Here is a 16872-nt window from a genome sequence, read left to right as displayed (position 1 = left end):
CCATTTCGCTCCACCTTGAGTGAGGATATTGAATGCGCACACCACTGATTGCCGGTAACTGGAAAATGAACGGCTCAAGGTCGCTGATCGACACCTTTGCAAGCAGCCTGGCGGCCACCCCCTTGCCCGAGCAGGTCGAGGCGGCGCTGATCGTGCCTTTTCCCTACCTCGACGCCGCGCAGCGGGCGTTTCAGTCGACCTCGCTCAAGCTGGGGGCGCAAACGCTCAATACCGAGGCCTCGGGGGCGCATACCGGCGAGGTGAGCGCGCCGATGCTCAACGAGTTCGGTGTCTGCTATGTGCTGGTGGGTCATTCCGAGCGCCGCGCGCTTTACGGTGATACCGACGAGGCGATCCTTGGCCGGGTCAACGTCGCGCTCGATCACGGTCTGACGCCCATTCTATGCGTGGGTGAAACCCTGGAGGAGCGCGAGGCCGAGCGCACCATGGACGTGGTGCTGGCTCAGGTGGACGCAGTGCTTACCCATCTAAGCCACGAAGCCCAAAAGAAACTGGTCATCGCCTACGAGCCGGTATGGGCGATTGGTACCGGGCGTACGGCGACCCCGGAGCAGGCGCAGGATGTAATGGCCGAGGTGCGCGCGCACCTTGCGCGTTTTGATGACACCCTCGGTGAGGAGCTCGTGCTTCTCTACGGCGGTAGCATGAATGCCGGTAATGCAGCCGAGCTACTTGCAAAGCCGGATATCGACGGCGGTTTGGTGGGCGGTGCCTCGCTCAAAACCGATGATTTTTTCGCTATTTGTCAGTCAGCAGGATAACGCCATGCAAGTTGCAATTTTAATGGTTCACGTGGTCATCGCGATCGCGCTCGTAGTACTTATCCTGCTTCAGCAGGGTAAAGGGGCCGATGCCGGCGCCTCCTTCGGCGGCGGTGCCTCACAGACGGTCTTCGGTTCCCGCGGCAGCGGTAACTTTCTGTCGACCGCGACCGGCGTTCTGGCGGCGGGGTTCTTCGTCACGTCCATGGCGCTTGCCTACTTTGCCACTCAGGCAGGACAGGCCCCGGAAGCCGGTATTCCGGACTCGCGCTTAGTCGAGCAACAACAAAGTGTTCCAACACTTGACGACGACTCGGGAAGTGTGGATAATACCGCGCCAGTGCTAGAGGAAAACGGCGACTAAGTATTTGAGATTAAATGCTTGTTGACGCTTTCTTTAGCCTCCCCTGATGCCGAAGTGGTGGAATTGGTAGACACGCTATCTTGAGGGGGTAGTGACCGTATGGTCGTGCGGGTTCAAGTCCCGCCTTCGGCACCACCGAGAAACTGGTTGGATCGGTTTCGAGGATTTCAGGGTGGTACCTGAGACGAGAAAGCCCTTGACGAAGGTCGTATAAGGGACTAATATCGTCCAGCTAGATTGATGCGGGGTGGAGCAGTCTGGTAGCTCGTCGGGCTCATAACCCGAAGGTCATCGGTTCAAATCCGGTCCCCGCTACCATCTTTTTTCAAACGGTGTATGCACAGCGCTTCAGTATTGGCTGGCAATAGAATCACACCGGTTTGTTAAAATGGTATTACAGGTTTCTTTTAAAAAGCCCCTTCCTGTGAAGGGGCTTTTTGTTAGTAGCGTCTTTACACACGCTGACGCTACCGGCAGATTTAAGAGTAGCTTTTTGCGAGCCAAGCGTGTCTTGCGCGCCGGCACCTGCCGCGACGTCGAAGACACATTTTCAGGTAACGCCAATCAGCCACCTAGCTTTTCTCATGACTCCTGGCCAGGTGCCTGATGCAACGGCTATAGGAGCTTCGTCTGTGGCCACAAAACACGCAGCGCTGCACGCGCTGATTGAGCCTGTTGTCGCCGCCATGGGCTTCGAGCTATGGGGCATCGACCATCTTTCTCAGGGCAAACATTCACGCCTGGTGATCTACATCGAGCGTGAAAGCGGCGTCAGTGTCGAAGACTGCGCTGATATCAGCCGTCAAGTCAGTGCCGTCATGGATGTCGAAGACCCTATTCCCGGCGAGTACCGCCTGGAGGTTTCGTCGCCCGGTATGGCGCGTCCTTTGTATACCCTGGATCATTTCACACGCTACCAGGGCCACCAGGTGGCGCTCAAGCTGCGCACCGCCTTTCATGGCCGGCGTAAATATCAGGGGCTGCTCGCGGGCGTGGAAAGCGACGAAGTGCTGCTTCAGCTCGACGGCGAAGAGTACTGCTTTCCCATCGAAAGCATCGATGCTGCACACATTGTCCCGCAGTTCGAAGATTAAAAAAACGGCGGCCCCCCACGGCTTGGGCGAGGCACAAAGGACAGGTTTACTGGCGAGGCATACGCATGAGTAAAGAAATTTTAATGGTCGTTGACGCGATCTCTAATGAAAAAGGCGTTTCACGCGACGTAATTTTCGAAGCGGTCGAAGCGGCGCTGGCTAGCGCCTCGCGCAAGCGTTTCGAGCAGGAAGAAGCCAACGTGCGCGTGGAAATCGACCGCCGCACTGGCGACTACGACACCTACCGCTACTGGACCGTGGTCGAAGACGACGAGTTCGAAACGCCGGATTACGAAATCAAGCAAACCGTTGCCGAACGGCGCGACCCGCCTTTGGCGCTGGGTGAGGTCACCGAGCAGAAGATCGACAACGCCGTGTTTGGTCGTATTGCCGCCCAGACCGCCAAGCAGGTCATCGTCCAGAAAGTCCGTGAAGCCGAGCGCGCCGAAGTGGTCAGCCAGTACGCCGACCGCGAAGGCGAGCTGGTCGCCGGTATCGTCAAGAAAACTACCCGTGACGGGCTGATCATCGACCTGGGCGAAAACGCCGAGGCGTTTTTGGCGCGTAACGAAATGATTCACGGCGAGCGCTACCGCATGAACGAGCGGGTGCGCGCGCTGCTGGTCAAGGTCGACCCGGAGGCTCGCGGCGCACAGCTTCAGCTCTCGCGCACCAATGCGCAGTTCATCATCGAGCTTTTCAAGATCGAGGTGCCGGAAATTGCCGAGCAGCTCATCGAAATCAAGGGTGCGGCCCGCGATCCGGGCTCGCGCGCCAAGATCGCCGTCAAAACCAACGATCGCCGTATCGACCCGGTCGGTGCGTGTGTGGGTATGCGCGGCTCGCGGGTGCAGGCGGTGTCATCAGAGCTTCAAAACGAGCGTGTAGACATCGTGCTGTGGGACGACAACCCCGCGCAACTCGTCATCAACGCCATGGCGCCGGCGGACGTTGCCTCCATTTTGGTGGATGAAGACGCCCACGCCATGGACGTCGCGGTCGCCCAGGACAATCTCGCTCAGGCCATCGGCCGCAGCGGCCAGAACGTGCGCCTGGCATCGGAACTCACCGGCTGGCGGATCAACGTCATGACCGAAGACGAGGCCGAGTCCAAGCGCGAGCAGGAAATCGATAGCCTCGTGGACTCCTTCGTTCACCACCTCAGCGTGGACGAGGACGTTGCCCGGCTATTAGTGGAAGAAGGGTTCACTACCCTGGAAGAAGTCGCCTACGTGCCGCTCGAAGAGATGCTCGAAATCGAAGAATTCGATGAAGAGCTCGTCGAAGAGCTGCGCGCACGTGCCAAGGACGAGCTACTGACAATGGCGATCGCCTCGGAAGAAGCGCTCGACGGTGCCCAGCCGGCAGACGATCTGCTGGAAATGGAAGGAATGGAGCGCCACCTGGCCTTCATTCTTGCCAGTCGGGGCATTGTCACCATGGAAGATCTCGCCGAGCAGTCTGTCGACGATCTGGTCGATATCGAGGAGTTAGACGAAGCGCGCGCAGCGGCACTGATCATGACTGCCCGTGCGCCCTGGTTTGAAGACGATAGCGAAGCGGCTTCGAACACACAGTAAACAGGTCACGGGCTTGGGAGGGTCACAATGTCAGATATGACGGTTAAAGATTTTGCAGTAAAGGTGGGCCGCGATGTGCCCCGCCTGTTGGAACAGATGAAAGAGGCGGGCCTTAAGCACGCCTCGGAAAGCGATGCGGTCTCTGAAGACGACAAGCAGACGCTGTTGAGCTTTTTGAAGAAAAGTCACGGCGGCGGCGACGCTGCGGATGCCGGTAAAAACCGCATCACGCTGACGCGCAAAACGCGTAGCCGGATCAAAACCGGTGAGCGCGGCAAGACGATCGAAGTTCAGGTCCGCAAGAAAAAGACCTACGTCAAGCGCGCCGAAGAAGAGCAGCCGAAAGCGCCGGAGCCCACGCACTCGGGCCCGCGCCAGCTGGTAGGCGATATGGCCGAGGCCGAAGCCGAGAATAAAGCACGCGAGGCTCGCGAAGCCGAAGAGCGCGCCGAGGCCCAAAAAGCCAAGGCCGCTGAAGAAGCCGCGCGTAAGGAAGCCGACGCCAAGGCGCCGGCGCCGGCCGAAGCCGCCGTGCCCGAGCTTCAGATCGACGAAACCCCGGCCTCCGAAGAGATGCCGCCGGCGCCGCCGAAAGAAGGTCGTACCGACCGTCGCACCGCGCCGCCCAAAAAGGCCGCGGCGAAGAAAAAAGGCCGTGACGAAGATGACGACCGTGGCGATCGCGAAGAGCGTAAGCGTGGCGGCAGTGCCAAGAAAGCCAAGCGCTCCGAGCGTCGTGGCGGCCGCCGCGGCCCGGGCCAGAGCGGCAACGGCAAGCACGGCTTCCAAAAGCCCACGCAGCCGATCGTTCGCGAAGTCTCGATTCCCGAATCGATCAGCGTCGCTGAGCTGGCCGACAAGATGTCGATCAAGGCCAATGAAGTGATCAAGGCCATGTTCACCATGGGCGCGGCGGTGACCATCAACCAGACGATCGACCAGGATACTGCGGCGATCGTGGTGGAAGAGATGGGCCACAAGGTCAAGCTGGTCAAGGACGATGCGCTCGAGACCGAAATGATCGAGGGCATCTCCTACGAAGGCGATGAGATTACCCGCTCGCCGGTCGTGACCGTCATGGGTCACGTCGACCACGGTAAGACCTCGCTTCTCGACTACATTCGTCGTGCCAAGGTGGCCACCGGTGAAGCCGGCGGTATTACCCAGCACATCGGCGCCTACCACGTCGAAGACAACCACGGTGGCGTGACCTTCCTGGACACCCCCGGCCACGCGGCGTTTACCGCCATGCGTGCCCGCGGTGCCAAGGCAACCGACGTGGTCATCCTGGTGGTGGCGGCGGACGACGGCGTCATGCCGCAAACCGTTGAAGCGATCGAGCACTCCAAAGCGGCCGAAGTTCCCATGGTCGTGGCGGTGAACAAGATCGATAAAGACGGCGCGGATTTCGACCGTATTCGTAACGAGCTTTCCCAGCACGGCGTGATTTCGGAAGAGTGGGGCGGCGATACCCAGTTCGTTCACGTCTCCGCGAAAACCGGTGACGGCATCGAGGAGCTGCTGGAAGCGATCCAGCTGGTATCCGAAGTGCTCGAGCTCAAGGCCGTACCGTCGGCGCCGGGTAAAGGTGTGGTCGTCGAATCGCGCCTCGACAAGGGCCGTGGTCCGGTCGCGACCGTACTGGTACAAAACGGTACCCTCAAGCGCGGTGATATCGTGCTGGCCGGCCTGCACTACGGCCGTGTACGGGCGCTGACCAACGAACTCGGCCAGCAGGTCGAGGAAGTCGGTCCGGCGATGCCCGTCGAGATTCAGGGCCTGGACGGTACGCCGGACGCCGGTGACGACTTCATGGTCGTGGCCGACGAGCGTAAAGCGCGGGAAGTCGCCAACTTCCGTCAGGGCAAGTACCGCGAAGTACGCCTGGCGCGTCAGCAGAAAGCCAAACTCGAGAACATGTTCAGCCAGATGGGCCAGGACGAAGTGGCCAAGGTCAACATCGTCTTGAAAGCCGACGTTCAAGGTTCGCTCGAGGCGATCCGCGGTGCGCTCGAGGAGCTCTCCACCGCCGAAGTCGAAGTGGCCGTGGTTTCATCTGGTGTGGGCGGTATCACCGGTACCGACGCCAACCTGGCGCTGGCCAGTGAGGCTATCCTGGTCGGCTTCAACGTCCGTGCCGACGCCGCCGCGCGCGAAATCGTCGAACGTGAAGGCCTGGATCTGCGCTACTACAGCGTCATCTACCACTTGATCGACGAGGTCAAGCAGGCGATGAGCGGTATGCTCGCCCCCGAGTGGAAAGAAGAGATTGTAGGTATTGCTGAAGTCCGCGATGTCTTCCGCGCGCCGAAAATTGGGGCAATTGCCGGTTGTATGGTGGTTGAAGGCAACGTGCATCGTAATAAGAAGATCCGCGTACTGCGTGATGATGTAGTGATTTACGAAGGTGAGCTCGAATCGCTGCGTCGCTTCAAAGACGATGTGCAGGAAGTGCGCAACGGCGTCGAGTGTGGTATCGGCGTCAAGAACTACAACGACGTCCAGGTCGGCGACAAGATCGAAGTCTTCGACCAGGTCAAGGTCGAGCGCACCCTGTAAGGCTGCGAGGAGCAATCATGCGCGAATTCAAGCGTACCGACCGGGTAGCCGACCAGCTCCAAAAGGAGCTGGCGGTGCTTATCCAGCGCGAGATCAAGGACCCGCGCCTTGGCATGGTCACGGTCAGCGGCGCGACCGTCAGCCGTGATCTGGGCTACGCCGATATCTACGTCACCCTGTTGGGTGAGCAGGACCCGGCGCGCATCAAGGAAAACCTGCAGGTGCTCAAACGCGCCAGCGGTTTTCTGAGAAGCCAGATTGCCAAGCGCATCAAGCTGCGTCATGTGCCGGAGCTGCGCTTTCATTTCGATGAAAGCGTGGTGCGCGGCCAGCAGCTCTCTTCGCTGATCGACGAGGCGGTCTCGACCGACCGCGCCCGTCAGGACGAAGAAGAGGGCGGTAACGAAGACGAGGCGCCGCGGTAATGGCGCGTCGTCGTAAGGGCCTGCCGGTCAACGGCGTGGTGCTGCTGGACAAGCCCCAGGGCGTGTCCAGTAACCATGCCTTACAGCGCGTGCGCCGGCTGTTCGAGGCGCAAAAAGCGGGACATACCGGCACCCTCGATCCCATGGCGACGGGCTTACTGCCGATCTGCCTGGGTGAGGCGACCAAGTTCTCCGCGCACCTTCTGGAAGCCGACAAGATGTATCGCACCCGGGTCGAACTCGGGGTGATCACCGATACCGGCGATGCGGAAGGTAGCGTGGTCGAGCGCCGCGAGGTGCCGGCGCTTTCGAATGACGACGTCGAGGCTGCCATTGCACGCTTTCGCGGCGAGATCGACCAGGTACCGCCGATGTACTCGGCGCTCAAGCATCAGGGCAAAAAGCTTTACGAACTGGCCCGCGAGGGCAAGGAAGTGGAGCGTGCAGCGCGCAGAATTAGCGTGTATGATGCCCGGCTGCTCGCGTTCGACGGTCAAACGTTCGAGCTCGAAGTAAGCTGTAGTAAAGGCACCTACATTCGCACGTTGGCCGAAGATATCGGTTTGGCGCTCGGATGCGGCGCTCATATCAGCCAGCTAAGACGGCTCAAGACCGGCCCCTTCGATGGCAGCGCGATGTGGACCCTGGAGGCGTTAGAAGCTCTTGGTGAGCAGAGCGCGCGTGAGGCCGAATTGATGCCCGTGGACGTACTGGTCGACCACCTCCCTGCGCTTAGCGTGGACGAGGCCGCTCATACCTCCTTGTCCTACGGTCAATCCGCCAGGCTCGACGTGGGGGCGCTGCCGCCCAACGAGCTGGCACGACTTTACTACGCCGAGTCGTTTCTCGGCTTGGGCGTGGTGAAAGGGCCCCAGGAAGTGGCCCCCAAGCGGCTGTTAAGCACGGTCGCGCTTTCGTAAGTTCGCTGGTAAAACGTTGCAAGGACGCCGCGATTTACGCGAAAATACCCTTTGAGACTGCAAATATGCGTGGTCTCACCCATTCAATGTTAAGCATATTGCTGACTGGAGAGACAGATGGCACTAACCGCTGAGAAAAAGGCCGAGATCGTCAACGAATACGGCCGCGGCGAGAGCGACACCGGTTCCCCCGAAGTGCAGGTTGCCCTGCTGAGCGCCAACATCAATGGCCTGCAGGACCACTTCAAGACCAACAAGCAAGATCACCACTCGCGTCGTGGTCTGATCCGCATGGTAAACCAGCGTCGTAAGCTGCTGGACTACCTCAAGCGCAAGGATTTTGAACGCTATCAGTCGCTGATCCAGCGTTTGGGTCTGCGCCGCTAAAACGCCTTGTCGCGCCCCTTTTCATGAGGGGGGCGACAAGCCGCGTAGCGTGCAATCAAAACGGGTAGCCCTTTGGGGCTACCCGTTTTTTTATGCCCAAAACGCGCTAAAAGCGGGAGGAAAGGGGCGAATTCGGGTTTCTGGTAGCCCTTGAGCGCCACAGCGCCTAGAATAGTGGCGAGTCAAAACGACCCCAGAAAAGACAAGTAGCTATTTTATGTTAAAGGAAGTCGCCGTGAATCCGGTAAAAAAAACGTTCCAGTACGGTCGTAGTACCGTCACCCTCGAAACCGGCCGTATCGCTCGCCAGGCCAGCGGTGCCGTGATGGTCACCATGGACGACACCGTCGTGCTCTGCACCGTGGTCGCCAAGAAAGACGTCAATCCTGGCCAGCCCTTTTTCCCGCTCTCGGTACACTACCAGGAAAAGACCTACGCGGTCGGCAAGATTCCCGGCGGCTTCTTCAAACGCGAAGGGCGCCCCACCGAGAAAGAGACGCTTACCTCGCGCCTGATCGACCGTCCGATTCGCCCGCTTTTCCCGAAAGGCTTCATGAACGAAGTACAGGTCATCTGTACCGTTCTCTCCACCGACCGTAACCACGACCCGGATATCGCCGCGATGCTGGGTACCTCGGCGGCGCTTTCGATCTCCGGCGTGCCGTTCAACGGCCCGATCGGTGCCGCGCGCGTGGGCTTCAACGAAGAGCAGGGTTACTTTCTGAACCCGACCGTCGAAGAGCTTGCGACCTCCGAGCTGAACATGGTCGTCGCCGGTACCGAAAAAGCCGTGCTGATGGTCGAGTCCGAAGCCCAGGAGCTTCTGGAAGACGAAATGCTCGGCGCGGTCCTCTTTGGCCATCAGGAAATGCAGGTGGCGGTCTCCGCTATCAACGAACTGGTCGCCGAGGCCGGCAAGCCGCGCTGGGAATGGCAGGCCGCCGAGGAGAACGCGGCGCTTAAAACCGCCATGGCCGAAGGTTTTGAGGCTAAAGTCGGCGAAGCCTATCGCATCACCGACAAGATGCAGCGCCAGGACGCTCTGGCCGCGCTGAAAGACCAGGCGCTCGAAGAGCTGGTGGCCGTCGAAGGTGAGCCGGTCAACGACAAGTTCGCCAAAGACGACGTCAAAGGCGCCTTCGCAAGCCTCGAGAAGCGCGTCGTGCGCTCGCGGGTCGTGAAAGGCGAGCCGCGTATCGATGGTCGCGACAACACCACCGTGCGCCCGCTAGACATCGAAGTCGGCGTGCTGCCCAAGACCCACGGCTCGGCGGTGTTCACCCGTGGTGAAACCCAGGCGATCGCCATCGCGACCCTGGGTACGCTGCGCGACTCACAGCTGATCGAATCGCTGGAAGGCGAGCGTAAAGACCGCTTCATGCTGCACTACAACTTCCCTCCCTACTCGGTCGGCGAAGCCGGCTTCATGGGCGGGCCGAAGCGCCGTGAAATCGGCCACGGCCGCTTGGCGCGCCGCGGTGTACAGGCCATGCTGCCCTCGGAAGAGGATTTCCCCTACACCATTCGCGTGGTCTCCGAGATCACCGAGTCCAACGGCTCGAGCTCCATGGCCTCGGTTTGTGGCTCCTCGCTTGCGCTGATGGATGCAGGTGTGCCGCTGAAAGCGCCGGTGGCGGGTATCGCCATGGGCCTGGTCAAAGACCCGGAAGGTTACGCGGTGCTGACCGATATTCTGGGCGACGAAGATCACCTCGGTGACATGGACTTCAAGGTCGCCGGCTCCGTCGAAGGCGTGACCGCGCTCCAGATGGATATCAAGATCGAGGGCATCAACGAAGAGATCATGGAGACCGCGCTGCAGCAGGCCCACCACGCGCGTATCTCGATCCTCGAGCAGATGAACGCCGTCATTAATCAGAGCCGCACCGAGGTTTCTGATAACGCACCGTCCATGGCGACGATCAAGATCGACCCGGACAAAATCCGCGACGTCATCGGTAAAGGTGGCGCCACCATTCGCAAGATTTGCGAAGACACCGGCGCCTCCATCGATCTCGACGATGATGGCACCGTGCGTATTTATGCCGAAGACAAGAAAGCCGCCAAGGCGGCCATCGACACCGTACTGGCGATCACCGCCGAGGCGGAAATCGGCAAGCTTTACAACGGTAAGGTCGTGCGTATTGCCGACTTCGGCGCGTTCGTGAACATCATGCCCGGCACCGACGGTCTGGTACACATCTCGCAAATCGTCCAGGAGCGCGTCAACGACGTGCGCGATTTCCTCAACGAAGGTGACGACGTGGTCGTGAAGGTGCTCGACATCGACAACCGTAACCGCGTGAAGCTCTCCATCAAGGAGATCACCGAAGAAGAGAAAGCGGCGTTTGCCGCACAAAGCGAAGCCACCGTCGAATAAGCGATCCGAAGGTGCTCCCTCCGCCCCCGTTGCCTTTGGCTGCGGGGGCGGCGTTGTTTGGGAGAGCGGTCGATAAGGAGAAATCATGGAGAAGGATGTCGCCAGGTGGTGGGCGGTCATTGCGGTCATGTGCGGGATTTTCCTGCTGGTCACCGCCGAGCAGCTGCCGATCGGGCTGCTCTCGCAGGTAGCGGGCGAGATGGGCGTCAGCGAGGGCACCGCTGGCTTGATGGTGACGGTACCCGGGGTGGTAGCGGCGCTGTCGGCGCCGCTGTTGCCGGTAGCGGTGGGCCGCATGGACCGCCGGGTGATGCTGACCGGTTTGATGATCATCATGACGCTGGGCAGCGTGCTCTCGAGCATGGCCGAAAGCTTTGTCATGCTGCTTGCCGCGCGGGTGCTGATCGGCATGAGTATCGGAGGTTTCTGGGCGGTCGCGGGCAGCATCGCGCCCAGGCTCGTGCCGGAGGAGAGCGTGGCCAAGGCGATGACGATCATCTTCGGTGGCGTCACGGCGGCCTCGGTACTGGGCGTGCCGCTGGGTACGCTCTTGGGGGATATCAGCAGCTGGCGGTGGGTGTTTGGCGGCCTGGGAGGCTTTAGTCTGCTGACCGCGGGTATGATCTGGCTATGGTTACCCAGCCTTCCGCCCCGGGAGCCGGTACGCCTGCGCATTCTCGCCCAGCAAGTGCTCAATCGCGGCGTGCGCGTAGCGGTACTCACCACCGGCTGCGTGGTGGTGGGCCACTTCGTCGCCTACACCTTCATCAGCCCGATTTTGCAAAACGTCAGCGGCATCGAGCAGCGCAACGTGGGCACCCTGTTGCTGCTTTACGGGGCGGCGGGCATTATCGGCAACGTGATCGCGGGCATGCGTGCGGCGCGCAACCCCTACATCGCCGTGCTCATGATTCCGGTGCTGCTGTTGGTCGTGGTGGCGAGCTTTCCGCTGCTGGGCACGAGTCCGTTCAGCGGCGTGGCGCTGTTGACGGTGTGGGGCGCGATCTTCGGCAGCATCTCGGTAAGCATTCAAACCTGGATTCTGCGTACCGCGCCCAACACCGAGGCGGCCACCGCTTTAATGGCCTTCGTGTTCAATATGTCGATTGGCCTGGGGTCACTTCTGGGCGGGCGCGTGGTGGACGCCACGAGTCTACCCACCACCATGTGGGCCGCCGCCGGGCTTTTCCTGATCGGGGTGGTGCTGGTTGGTCGTACGCCTTCAAGTCTGGTCAACAGCGGCAGGATTCGGTAGCTACTTCAAACATCGAGCATCGGGGTCCGGAAGAGACCCTACGCGGGGGCGCTGTAAATACCTCCCTGTACGCTACTTTCGCCATCCCTGGCGAAAGACCCCCGCTACGGGTCTCTTCCGGCCACACTGGGGTGGTTGAGATATAGCTGCAATCAAAAGCCCCTGCTCGAAGGCAGGGGCTTTGTTGTTTAGAAGGCCTGAAGTTACGGCCGCTCGATGGCCAGCGCCACACCCTGACCGCCGCCGATACACAGCGTGGCAAGGCCTTTTTTGGCATCCCGGGCGATCATTTCGTGAATCAGCGAGACCAGTACGCGACAGCCCGAGGCGCCGATCGGGTGGCCCAGCGCAATCGCACCGCCGTTGACGTTCACTTTGGACACGTCCCAGCCCAGCTCCTTGTTGACCGACATCGCCTGGGCGGCAAAGGCTTCGTTCGCCTCGACGAGATCCAAATCCTCGAGGCTCCAGCCGGCTTTCTCAAGGCACCGCCTTGTCGACGGCGCTGGCCCGATACCCATGATCGCCGGGTCCACGCCGGCGTTGGCGTAGGCCTTGATGCGCGCGAGCGGCTCGAGGCCCAGCTCCTTGGCTTTCTCCGCCGAGCAGACCATCACCACGGCGGCGCCGTCGTTGAGAGAGGAAGCGTTGCCCGCGGTGACGGTGCCGTCTTTCTTGAACGCCGGCTTCATGCCACCCAGTTTTTCCGCAGTGACTTCCCGCGGGTTTTCGTCGGTATCGAACACCACCGGGTCGCCCTTGCGCTGGGGGATCTCGACCGGCACGATCTGGCTTTTGAACTTGCCTTCCTTGATGGCGTTGGAGGCGTTCTGCTGCGACTGGGCGGCGAACTCGTCCATTTGCTCGCGGGTGATGCCGTACTTCTCGGCCAGGTTCTCGGCGGTAATGCCCATATGGAAATCGTTGAACGCGTCCCACAGGCCGTCGTGGACCATGGTATCGATCGCTTTCCAGTCGCCCATGCGTTGGCCGTTGCGCGAGTTGGGCAGCACGTGAGGCGAGGCGGACATGTTCTCCTGGCCACCGGCAATGATCAGATCGGCATCGCCGCACAGGATGGCTTGCGTGGCCAAATGCACCGCTTTGAGGCCGGAGCCGCATACCTTATTGATGGTCATGGCCGGCACCGAGTCCGGAAGACCCGCATTGATGGACGCCTGGCGAGCCGGGTTTTGGCCCACCCCCGCAGTCAGCACCTGGCCGAGCAGCACTTCGTTGACCTGATCCGGCGAGACGCCGGTGGATGAGAGAATGTCCTTGATGACCAGCGAGCCGAGTTCGCTGGCGGGAATGCCCGCGAGCGAGCCGCCGAAGCTACCGACCGCGGTGCGCCGTGCGGCGACGATGACCACTTCTTGCATGACAGAACTCCCGAAATGAATAAGGCCGTAAGCCTGTGAGCGAGCGTATTGAATTCAAGCGTGTTCAATCAGCATAGGGGAAAGTCGTGCGTCGCGACAATACGCTTTTGGTTCACCCTCGTGGGGCGCGCCTTTGCAGGGTGACGGCCACGTTATCGATCAGGCGCGTTGGGCCGAGCTTTGCCGCCGCTAGTAGTACCGCCGCCGAGGTGGTGGGCGTTACCGGGCCAAGCGCTGCGCTTTTTAGCTCTACGTAGTCCGGTGTAAAGCCCGCAGCCCCCAGGGCCGCGATCGCCTGGTCGAGCACGAGCGGGGCGGGCTCGCCGTTTTCCAGCGCCGCTTTCGCTGCTTGCAGGGCCTGGTAAAGCCTGGGCGCGGCGGCGCGCTGCTCGTCACTCAAGTAGCCATTACGCGATGAAAGCGCCAGGCCGTTCTCGGCGCGCTGTGTCGCGACACCGATGATCTCGATGGGCATGTGCAGGTCCGCGACGAATTTTCGGATCACCGCCAGTTGCTGGTAATCCTTCTCGCCGAACAGCGCGATGTCCGGCTGCACCAGGTTGAACAGCATCGTCACCACGGTGGCCACGCCGTCGAAGTGACCGGGGCGGGTGGCGCCGCAAAGCCCTTCGGAAACCACCGGCACCTGCACCCGCGTCTGAGCATCCAGGCCGCCCGGGTAGAGCGCGGCGGCGGTGGGGGCGAATAGAAAATCGCAGCCGGCCTCGGCAAGCTTTGCCTGGTCCTCTTTTAGGGTGCGCGGGTAGGCGTCCAGGTCTTCACCCGGGCCAAACTGCATCGGGTTGACGAAAAGGCTCGCCACTACGATATCCGCGTGCTGGCGCGCGGTTTCCACCAGCGCCATGTGCCCGGCGTGCAGGTTGCCCATGGTGGGTACCAGCGCGATACGTTTCCCGGTTCGGCGGTCGTCGTTGAGCGTCGATCGAAGGTCGGCGATGTCGTGCAGCGTGCGCATTATGGTTGGCCTGGCAGGGGTAAGACAAAAATGGCGCGGGCGACGTCGAGCCCCGTGGGTCGTTAACCCGGGCCGTCTTCGACCAGTCGCTGAATGCCGGGGTTTTCGATGCGCTCCAGCCAGTGGCGGGCGGGCTGATCGTGCAGGGTAATCGCAGCATCGAGCTCGGTAAGCGGCATCAGTACGAAAGCGCGCTCGTGCATGTGCGGGTGGGGAACGCTTAAGCGGGGCTGCTCGATGCGCTGCTCGTCGAAGAGCAGGATATCGAGATCCAGGGTGCGTGGGCCCCAGTGGCGCAAACGGCGGCGGCGGTGGCGCTGCTCCAGGCCTTGGAGCTGATCCAGAAGCGCCAGCGGTGAAAGCGCGGTATCGAGGGCGACGACGGCGTTGACGAAATCCGGCTGGTCCTGGGGGCCCACCGGGCGGCTGGCGTAAAGCGAGGAGACGCCGCTGACCCTGGTCAGCGGCAGCTCGCCCAGCTCGACTATCGCCCGGCGTACCTGGGCCAGCGGCTCTTCGATATTGCTGCCAATGCCGATATAGGCAAGCGATGAGATCATGGCGCTGGCTCGCTAATCGCTTTTGCGCGTCGGCTTACGGCGCTTTTTACGCCGCCGGTCGCCCTGGCTTGCCGGGTCGCCGCCCACCTTTTGCAGCAGGCGGCGCTGTTCGTGCTCGTCGCCCTGCTGGAACGCTTCCCACCACTCGCCAAGCCCGCGGGGTATTTCACCGGCTTGCTCGCGCAGTAGCAACAGGTCGAAAGCGGCGCGAAAGCGCGGGTGTTCGCGGCTTTGAAACGCGCGCTTGCCGCGACGCATGGGCAGGCGTGCCTGAAGCTCCCAGATCTCGCGCATCGGCATACCAAAGCGCTTGGGGATCGAGATATGTTGAAGCTGGCGCATCACTACGTCCTGGGCGGCGGTTTGCAGCGCGGGTACCGCGGGCATGCCTTCGCCTTCGAGCTCTGCCAGGCGTAGCGAAACCGGCCCCCACAAAAACGCGGCGAACAAGAACGCCGGGGTCACCGGGCGGTCGTTGGCGATGCGCTTGTCGGTATTCATTAGCGCCTGCTCGATCAGCTCCTCGACCCAAGCGGCGTCGGCCATGGCTTCCTCGGCTTCGGGGAAGAGCATGCCGAACAGCCCGTAGTGGCTCAAAAGACGGAAGGTCAAAAGCCCCTGACCGGACATGAAGAGCTTGAGCGCTTCGTCGAATAGGCGCGCCGGCGGAATTTGCAGCAAAAGCGGCGCCAGCTCGTACATCGGCGCTTCGGTTTCCGGAGCGATCTCGAAGCCCAGCTTGGCGGCAAAGCGCACCGCGCGCAGCATACGCACCGGGTCTTCCCGATAACGGGTCGCCGGGTCGCCGATCAGGCGCAGCGTGCGTGCGTTGATATCGCCGATGCCGCCGGCGAAGTCATGAATCGAGAAGTCGGCGATGCTGTAGTAAAGCGCGTTGACGGTGAAGTCACGGCGCAGCGCGTCCTCTTCGATGCTGCCCCAAACGTTATCGCGCAGTAGAAGCCCATCGTCGGATTGCTGAGCGATATGATCGCCGTGTTCGTCCTGGGGCTTGCCTCGGAAGGTCGTTACCTCGATGACTTCGCGCCCAAAGCGGACGTGAACGATACGAAAGCGCCGCCCGATCAATCGCGAGTTGCGAAACAGCTCGCGCACCTGATCCGGCGTGGCGTTGGTCGCCACGTCGAAATCCTTGGGTGTTTGACCAAGGAGCGCATCACGAATGCAGCCACCGACCAGATAGGCACCAAAGCCTGCACCGTCCAATCGATAAAGTACTTTCAAGGCGGCGTCGCTGATCTGCTGACGAGAAACAGGGTGCTCGGAGCGGGGGATAACGTGAGGCGTTAAGGCCTCTGTAGGGTTTTCTTGGGAATCGAGCAGGTTTTTCAATTGCTCTCCCGAACCAGGTAAAAAACGGGTAAGTCCTCTAAACATGCGACGACATCGACTCGCAGTTAAAACGTAGGTTATTTAACAAAGGGTTTGATAAATGATAAGTCGATGAGTGTAGCCGACGCCCAACGCCTTGCAAAGCATTCAGACGAGGATTGTACAAAACGTTTAAAAAACGACGTTCATAAAGGCGTCAATCCCCCGCGGCCAGATGCGGAAAGGGGAGGCCAAAAGGGCCTCCCCTGTCAATTGGGTCAATCAGCATCCGTGCTGCTGTTTTTCTTCATGATGGCACATCGCCCTGAATACGCACCGCAGTCAGTAAAGCGTTACTCACTCTGCTCCGACCGCCTCGTATTCAAAACAATAATCCAACCGCGAACTCTTCTCTCCCGGCGAATTGTTATTGGGTCCGGGGGGTACATCGCAAAGCGTTTATTATTGTTGGCCGCTTTGAGGGTGTACGTCGCGTCCTTTTTCGGGTGGTTGCTTTCGATTGTTTTTATGGATGCGCCTGCTTTCAAGCGCCAGCAATTTGCAAGACATCAGCCGTTTGTTGTTATTGGTCGCTTATCTTGCCCCCGCCCTGTTGTTTTTGTTTTGGCGAGGTCTGGGCGGTATGACTTGTTATTGTTGTTGTTTAACCGCTACCCGATTTGTTTTTCTTACCCAGTAATACTGCACTTGGCGTGCCACTTGTTAAAAAGAAACGTCATTTCATGAACTTGTAGTATTTGAGTATTTTTTGAGCGGGCGTCGCGCACCAAGTGTTACCTTCGAAACAGCGTTTTTAAACGTGTTGTGTGTGGGAAGGTAACAGCCCAAATGCCCGCTTTTTTAAATATTTTTTAT

The 16872-nt window shown here is 60.5% G+C and carries 15 protein-coding genes and 2 tRNA genes; 13 read left to right on the top strand and 4 right to left on the bottom strand.

Features of this window, described 5'->3' with window-relative positions:
• Positions 1 to 32: 32 nt before the first annotated feature.
• The 12 genes from tpiA to ACWHXT_RS15485 all read left to right on the top strand — a co-directional run bounded on the left by tpiA (position 33) and on the right by ACWHXT_RS15485 (position 11746).
• Positions 33 to 782 carry a triose-phosphate isomerase gene (tpiA, locus tag ACWHXT_RS15540; RefSeq protein ID WP_447956479.1) on the top strand — a complete coding sequence of 250 codons (750 nt, stop codon included), beginning with the start codon at positions 33 to 35 and terminating at the stop codon, positions 780 to 782.
• Between the two features lie 4 nt (positions 783 to 786).
• A complete protein-coding gene (gene secG / locus ACWHXT_RS15535) occupies positions 787 to 1146 on the top strand; it encodes a preprotein translocase subunit SecG (RefSeq protein WP_447927191.1) in 360 nt (119 codons plus the stop codon).
• A gap of 48 nt (positions 1147 to 1194) precedes the next feature.
• Positions 1195 to 1281 (top strand) — tRNA-Leu (locus tag ACWHXT_RS15530).
• A 106-nt stretch (positions 1282 to 1387) separates the two neighbouring features.
• A tRNA-Met gene (locus ACWHXT_RS15525) sits at positions 1388 to 1464 on the top strand.
• 314 nt (positions 1465 to 1778) lie between these two features.
• Positions 1779 to 2240, top strand: a complete 462-nt coding sequence (rimP, locus tag ACWHXT_RS15520) for a ribosome maturation factor RimP (protein ID WP_447530080.1) — start codon at positions 1779 to 1781, stop codon at positions 2238 to 2240.
• 65 nt (positions 2241 to 2305) lie between these two features.
• The gene (nusA, locus tag ACWHXT_RS15515) at positions 2306 to 3820 is read left to right on the top strand and encodes a transcription termination factor NusA (protein ID WP_447927190.1); all 1515 of its coding nucleotides are present in this window, start codon (positions 2306 to 2308) and stop codon (positions 3818 to 3820) included.
• A 27-nt stretch (positions 3821 to 3847) separates the two neighbouring features.
• Positions 3848 to 6379 (top strand): translation initiation factor IF-2, encoded by a 2532-nt coding sequence (infB, locus tag ACWHXT_RS15510; RefSeq protein ID WP_447927189.1) that lies wholly within the window; start codon positions 3848 to 3850, stop codon positions 6377 to 6379.
• A gap of 17 nt (positions 6380 to 6396) precedes the next feature.
• Positions 6397 to 6804: a 30S ribosome-binding factor RbfA gene (gene rbfA, locus ACWHXT_RS15505; RefSeq protein ID WP_447894461.1), complete on the top strand. Its 408-nt coding sequence runs from the start codon at positions 6397 to 6399 to the stop codon at positions 6802 to 6804.
• Positions 6804 to 7724 (top strand): tRNA pseudouridine(55) synthase TruB, encoded by a 921-nt coding sequence (truB, locus tag ACWHXT_RS15500; RefSeq protein WP_447956478.1) that lies wholly within the window; start codon positions 6804 to 6806, stop codon positions 7722 to 7724. The genes rbfA and truB overlap by 1 nt, the downstream gene beginning before the upstream one ends.
• A 117-nt stretch (positions 7725 to 7841) precedes the next feature.
• Complete coding sequence (gene rpsO, locus ACWHXT_RS15495) at positions 7842 to 8111, top strand: 30S ribosomal protein S15 (protein ID WP_074397689.1); 270 nt, start codon at positions 7842 to 7844, stop codon at positions 8109 to 8111.
• Between the two features lie 217 nt (positions 8112 to 8328).
• Positions 8329 to 10491: a polyribonucleotide nucleotidyltransferase gene (pnp, locus tag ACWHXT_RS15490; RefSeq protein WP_447927187.1), complete on the top strand. Its 2163-nt coding sequence runs from the start codon at positions 8329 to 8331 to the stop codon at positions 10489 to 10491.
• Between the two features lie 85 nt (positions 10492 to 10576).
• The gene (locus tag ACWHXT_RS15485) at positions 10577 to 11746 is read left to right on the top strand and encodes an MFS transporter (RefSeq protein ID WP_447956477.1); all 1170 of its coding nucleotides are present in this window, start codon (positions 10577 to 10579) and stop codon (positions 11744 to 11746) included.
• Positions 11747 to 11949: 203 nt separating this feature from the next.
• On the opposite strand, the gene ACWHXT_RS15480 is transcribed toward ACWHXT_RS15485, so the two are convergent.
• The 4 genes from ACWHXT_RS15480 to pcnB all read right to left on the bottom strand — a co-directional run bounded on the left by ACWHXT_RS15480 (position 11950) and on the right by pcnB (position 16062).
• Positions 11950 to 13128, bottom strand: a complete 1179-nt coding sequence (locus ACWHXT_RS15480; protein ID WP_447956476.1) for an acetyl-CoA C-acetyltransferase — start codon at positions 13126 to 13128, stop codon at positions 11950 to 11952.
• A gap of 112 nt (positions 13129 to 13240) precedes the next feature.
• Positions 13241 to 14104 carry a pantoate--beta-alanine ligase gene (panC, locus tag ACWHXT_RS15475; RefSeq protein WP_447956475.1) on the bottom strand — a complete coding sequence of 288 codons (864 nt, stop codon included), beginning with the start codon at positions 14102 to 14104 and terminating at the stop codon, positions 13241 to 13243.
• A gap of 62 nt (positions 14105 to 14166) precedes the next feature.
• Positions 14167 to 14664, bottom strand: a complete 498-nt coding sequence (gene folK, locus ACWHXT_RS15470) for a 2-amino-4-hydroxy-6-hydroxymethyldihydropteridine diphosphokinase (RefSeq protein WP_447956474.1) — start codon at positions 14662 to 14664, stop codon at positions 14167 to 14169.
• A gap of 12 nt (positions 14665 to 14676) precedes the next feature.
• Entirely contained in the window at positions 14677 to 16062 is a 1386-nt protein-coding gene (pcnB, locus tag ACWHXT_RS15465; RefSeq protein ID WP_447927182.1) for a polynucleotide adenylyltransferase PcnB, read from the bottom strand.
• Between the two features lie 66 nt (positions 16063 to 16128).
• Between pcnB and ACWHXT_RS15460 the strand changes: the two genes are divergently transcribed.
• On the top strand, positions 16129 to 16743 hold the full coding sequence (locus tag ACWHXT_RS15460) for a hypothetical protein (protein ID WP_447956473.1): 615 nt from the start codon (positions 16129 to 16131) through the stop codon (positions 16741 to 16743).
• Positions 16744 to 16872 lie beyond the last annotated feature (129 nt).

The organism is Vreelandella halophytica, assembly GCF_968193635.1.
Note: the sequence above shows the minus strand (reverse complement) of the source record. Positions and strands in the feature narration are given on the sequence as shown.

Excerpts from the sequence above, each read along its gene's own strand:
- tpiA (WP_447956479.1), top strand. The coding sequence starts at position 33 with ATGCGCACACCACTGATTGCCGGTAACTGGAAAATGAACGGCTCAAGG.
- secG (WP_447927191.1), top strand. The coding sequence starts at position 787 with ATGCAAGTTGCAATTTTAATGGTTCACGTGGTCATCGCGATCGCGCTC.
- nusA (WP_447927190.1), top strand. The coding sequence starts at position 2,306 with ATGAGTAAAGAAATTTTAATGGTCGTTGACGCGATCTCTAATGAAAAA.
- infB (WP_447927189.1), top strand. The coding sequence starts at position 3,848 with ATGTCAGATATGACGGTTAAAGATTTTGCAGTAAAGGTGGGCCGCGAT.
- rbfA (WP_447894461.1), top strand. The coding sequence starts at position 6,397 with ATGCGCGAATTCAAGCGTACCGACCGGGTAGCCGACCAGCTCCAAAAG.
- truB (WP_447956478.1), top strand. The coding sequence starts at position 6,804 with ATGGCGCGTCGTCGTAAGGGCCTGCCGGTCAACGGCGTGGTGCTGCTG.
- rpsO (WP_074397689.1), top strand. The coding sequence starts at position 7,842 with ATGGCACTAACCGCTGAGAAAAAGGCCGAGATCGTCAACGAATACGGC.
- pnp (WP_447927187.1), top strand. The coding sequence starts at position 8,329 with ATGTTAAAGGAAGTCGCCGTGAATCCGGTAAAAAAAACGTTCCAGTAC.
- ACWHXT_RS15485 (WP_447956477.1), top strand. The coding sequence starts at position 10,577 with ATGGAGAAGGATGTCGCCAGGTGGTGGGCGGTCATTGCGGTCATGTGC.
- ACWHXT_RS15480 (WP_447956476.1), bottom strand. The coding sequence starts at position 13,128 with ATGCAAGAAGTGGTCATCGTCGCCGCACGGCGCACCGCGGTCGGTAGC.
- panC (WP_447956475.1), bottom strand. The coding sequence starts at position 14,104 with ATGCGCACGCTGCACGACATCGCCGACCTTCGATCGACGCTCAACGAC.
- folK (WP_447956474.1), bottom strand. The coding sequence starts at position 14,664 with ATGATCTCATCGCTTGCCTATATCGGCATTGGCAGCAATATCGAAGAG.
- pcnB (WP_447927182.1), bottom strand. The coding sequence starts at position 16,062 with ATGTTTAGAGGACTTACCCGTTTTTTACCTGGTTCGGGAGAGCAATTG.
- ACWHXT_RS15460 (WP_447956473.1), top strand. The coding sequence starts at position 16,129 with ATGAGTGTAGCCGACGCCCAACGCCTTGCAAAGCATTCAGACGAGGAT.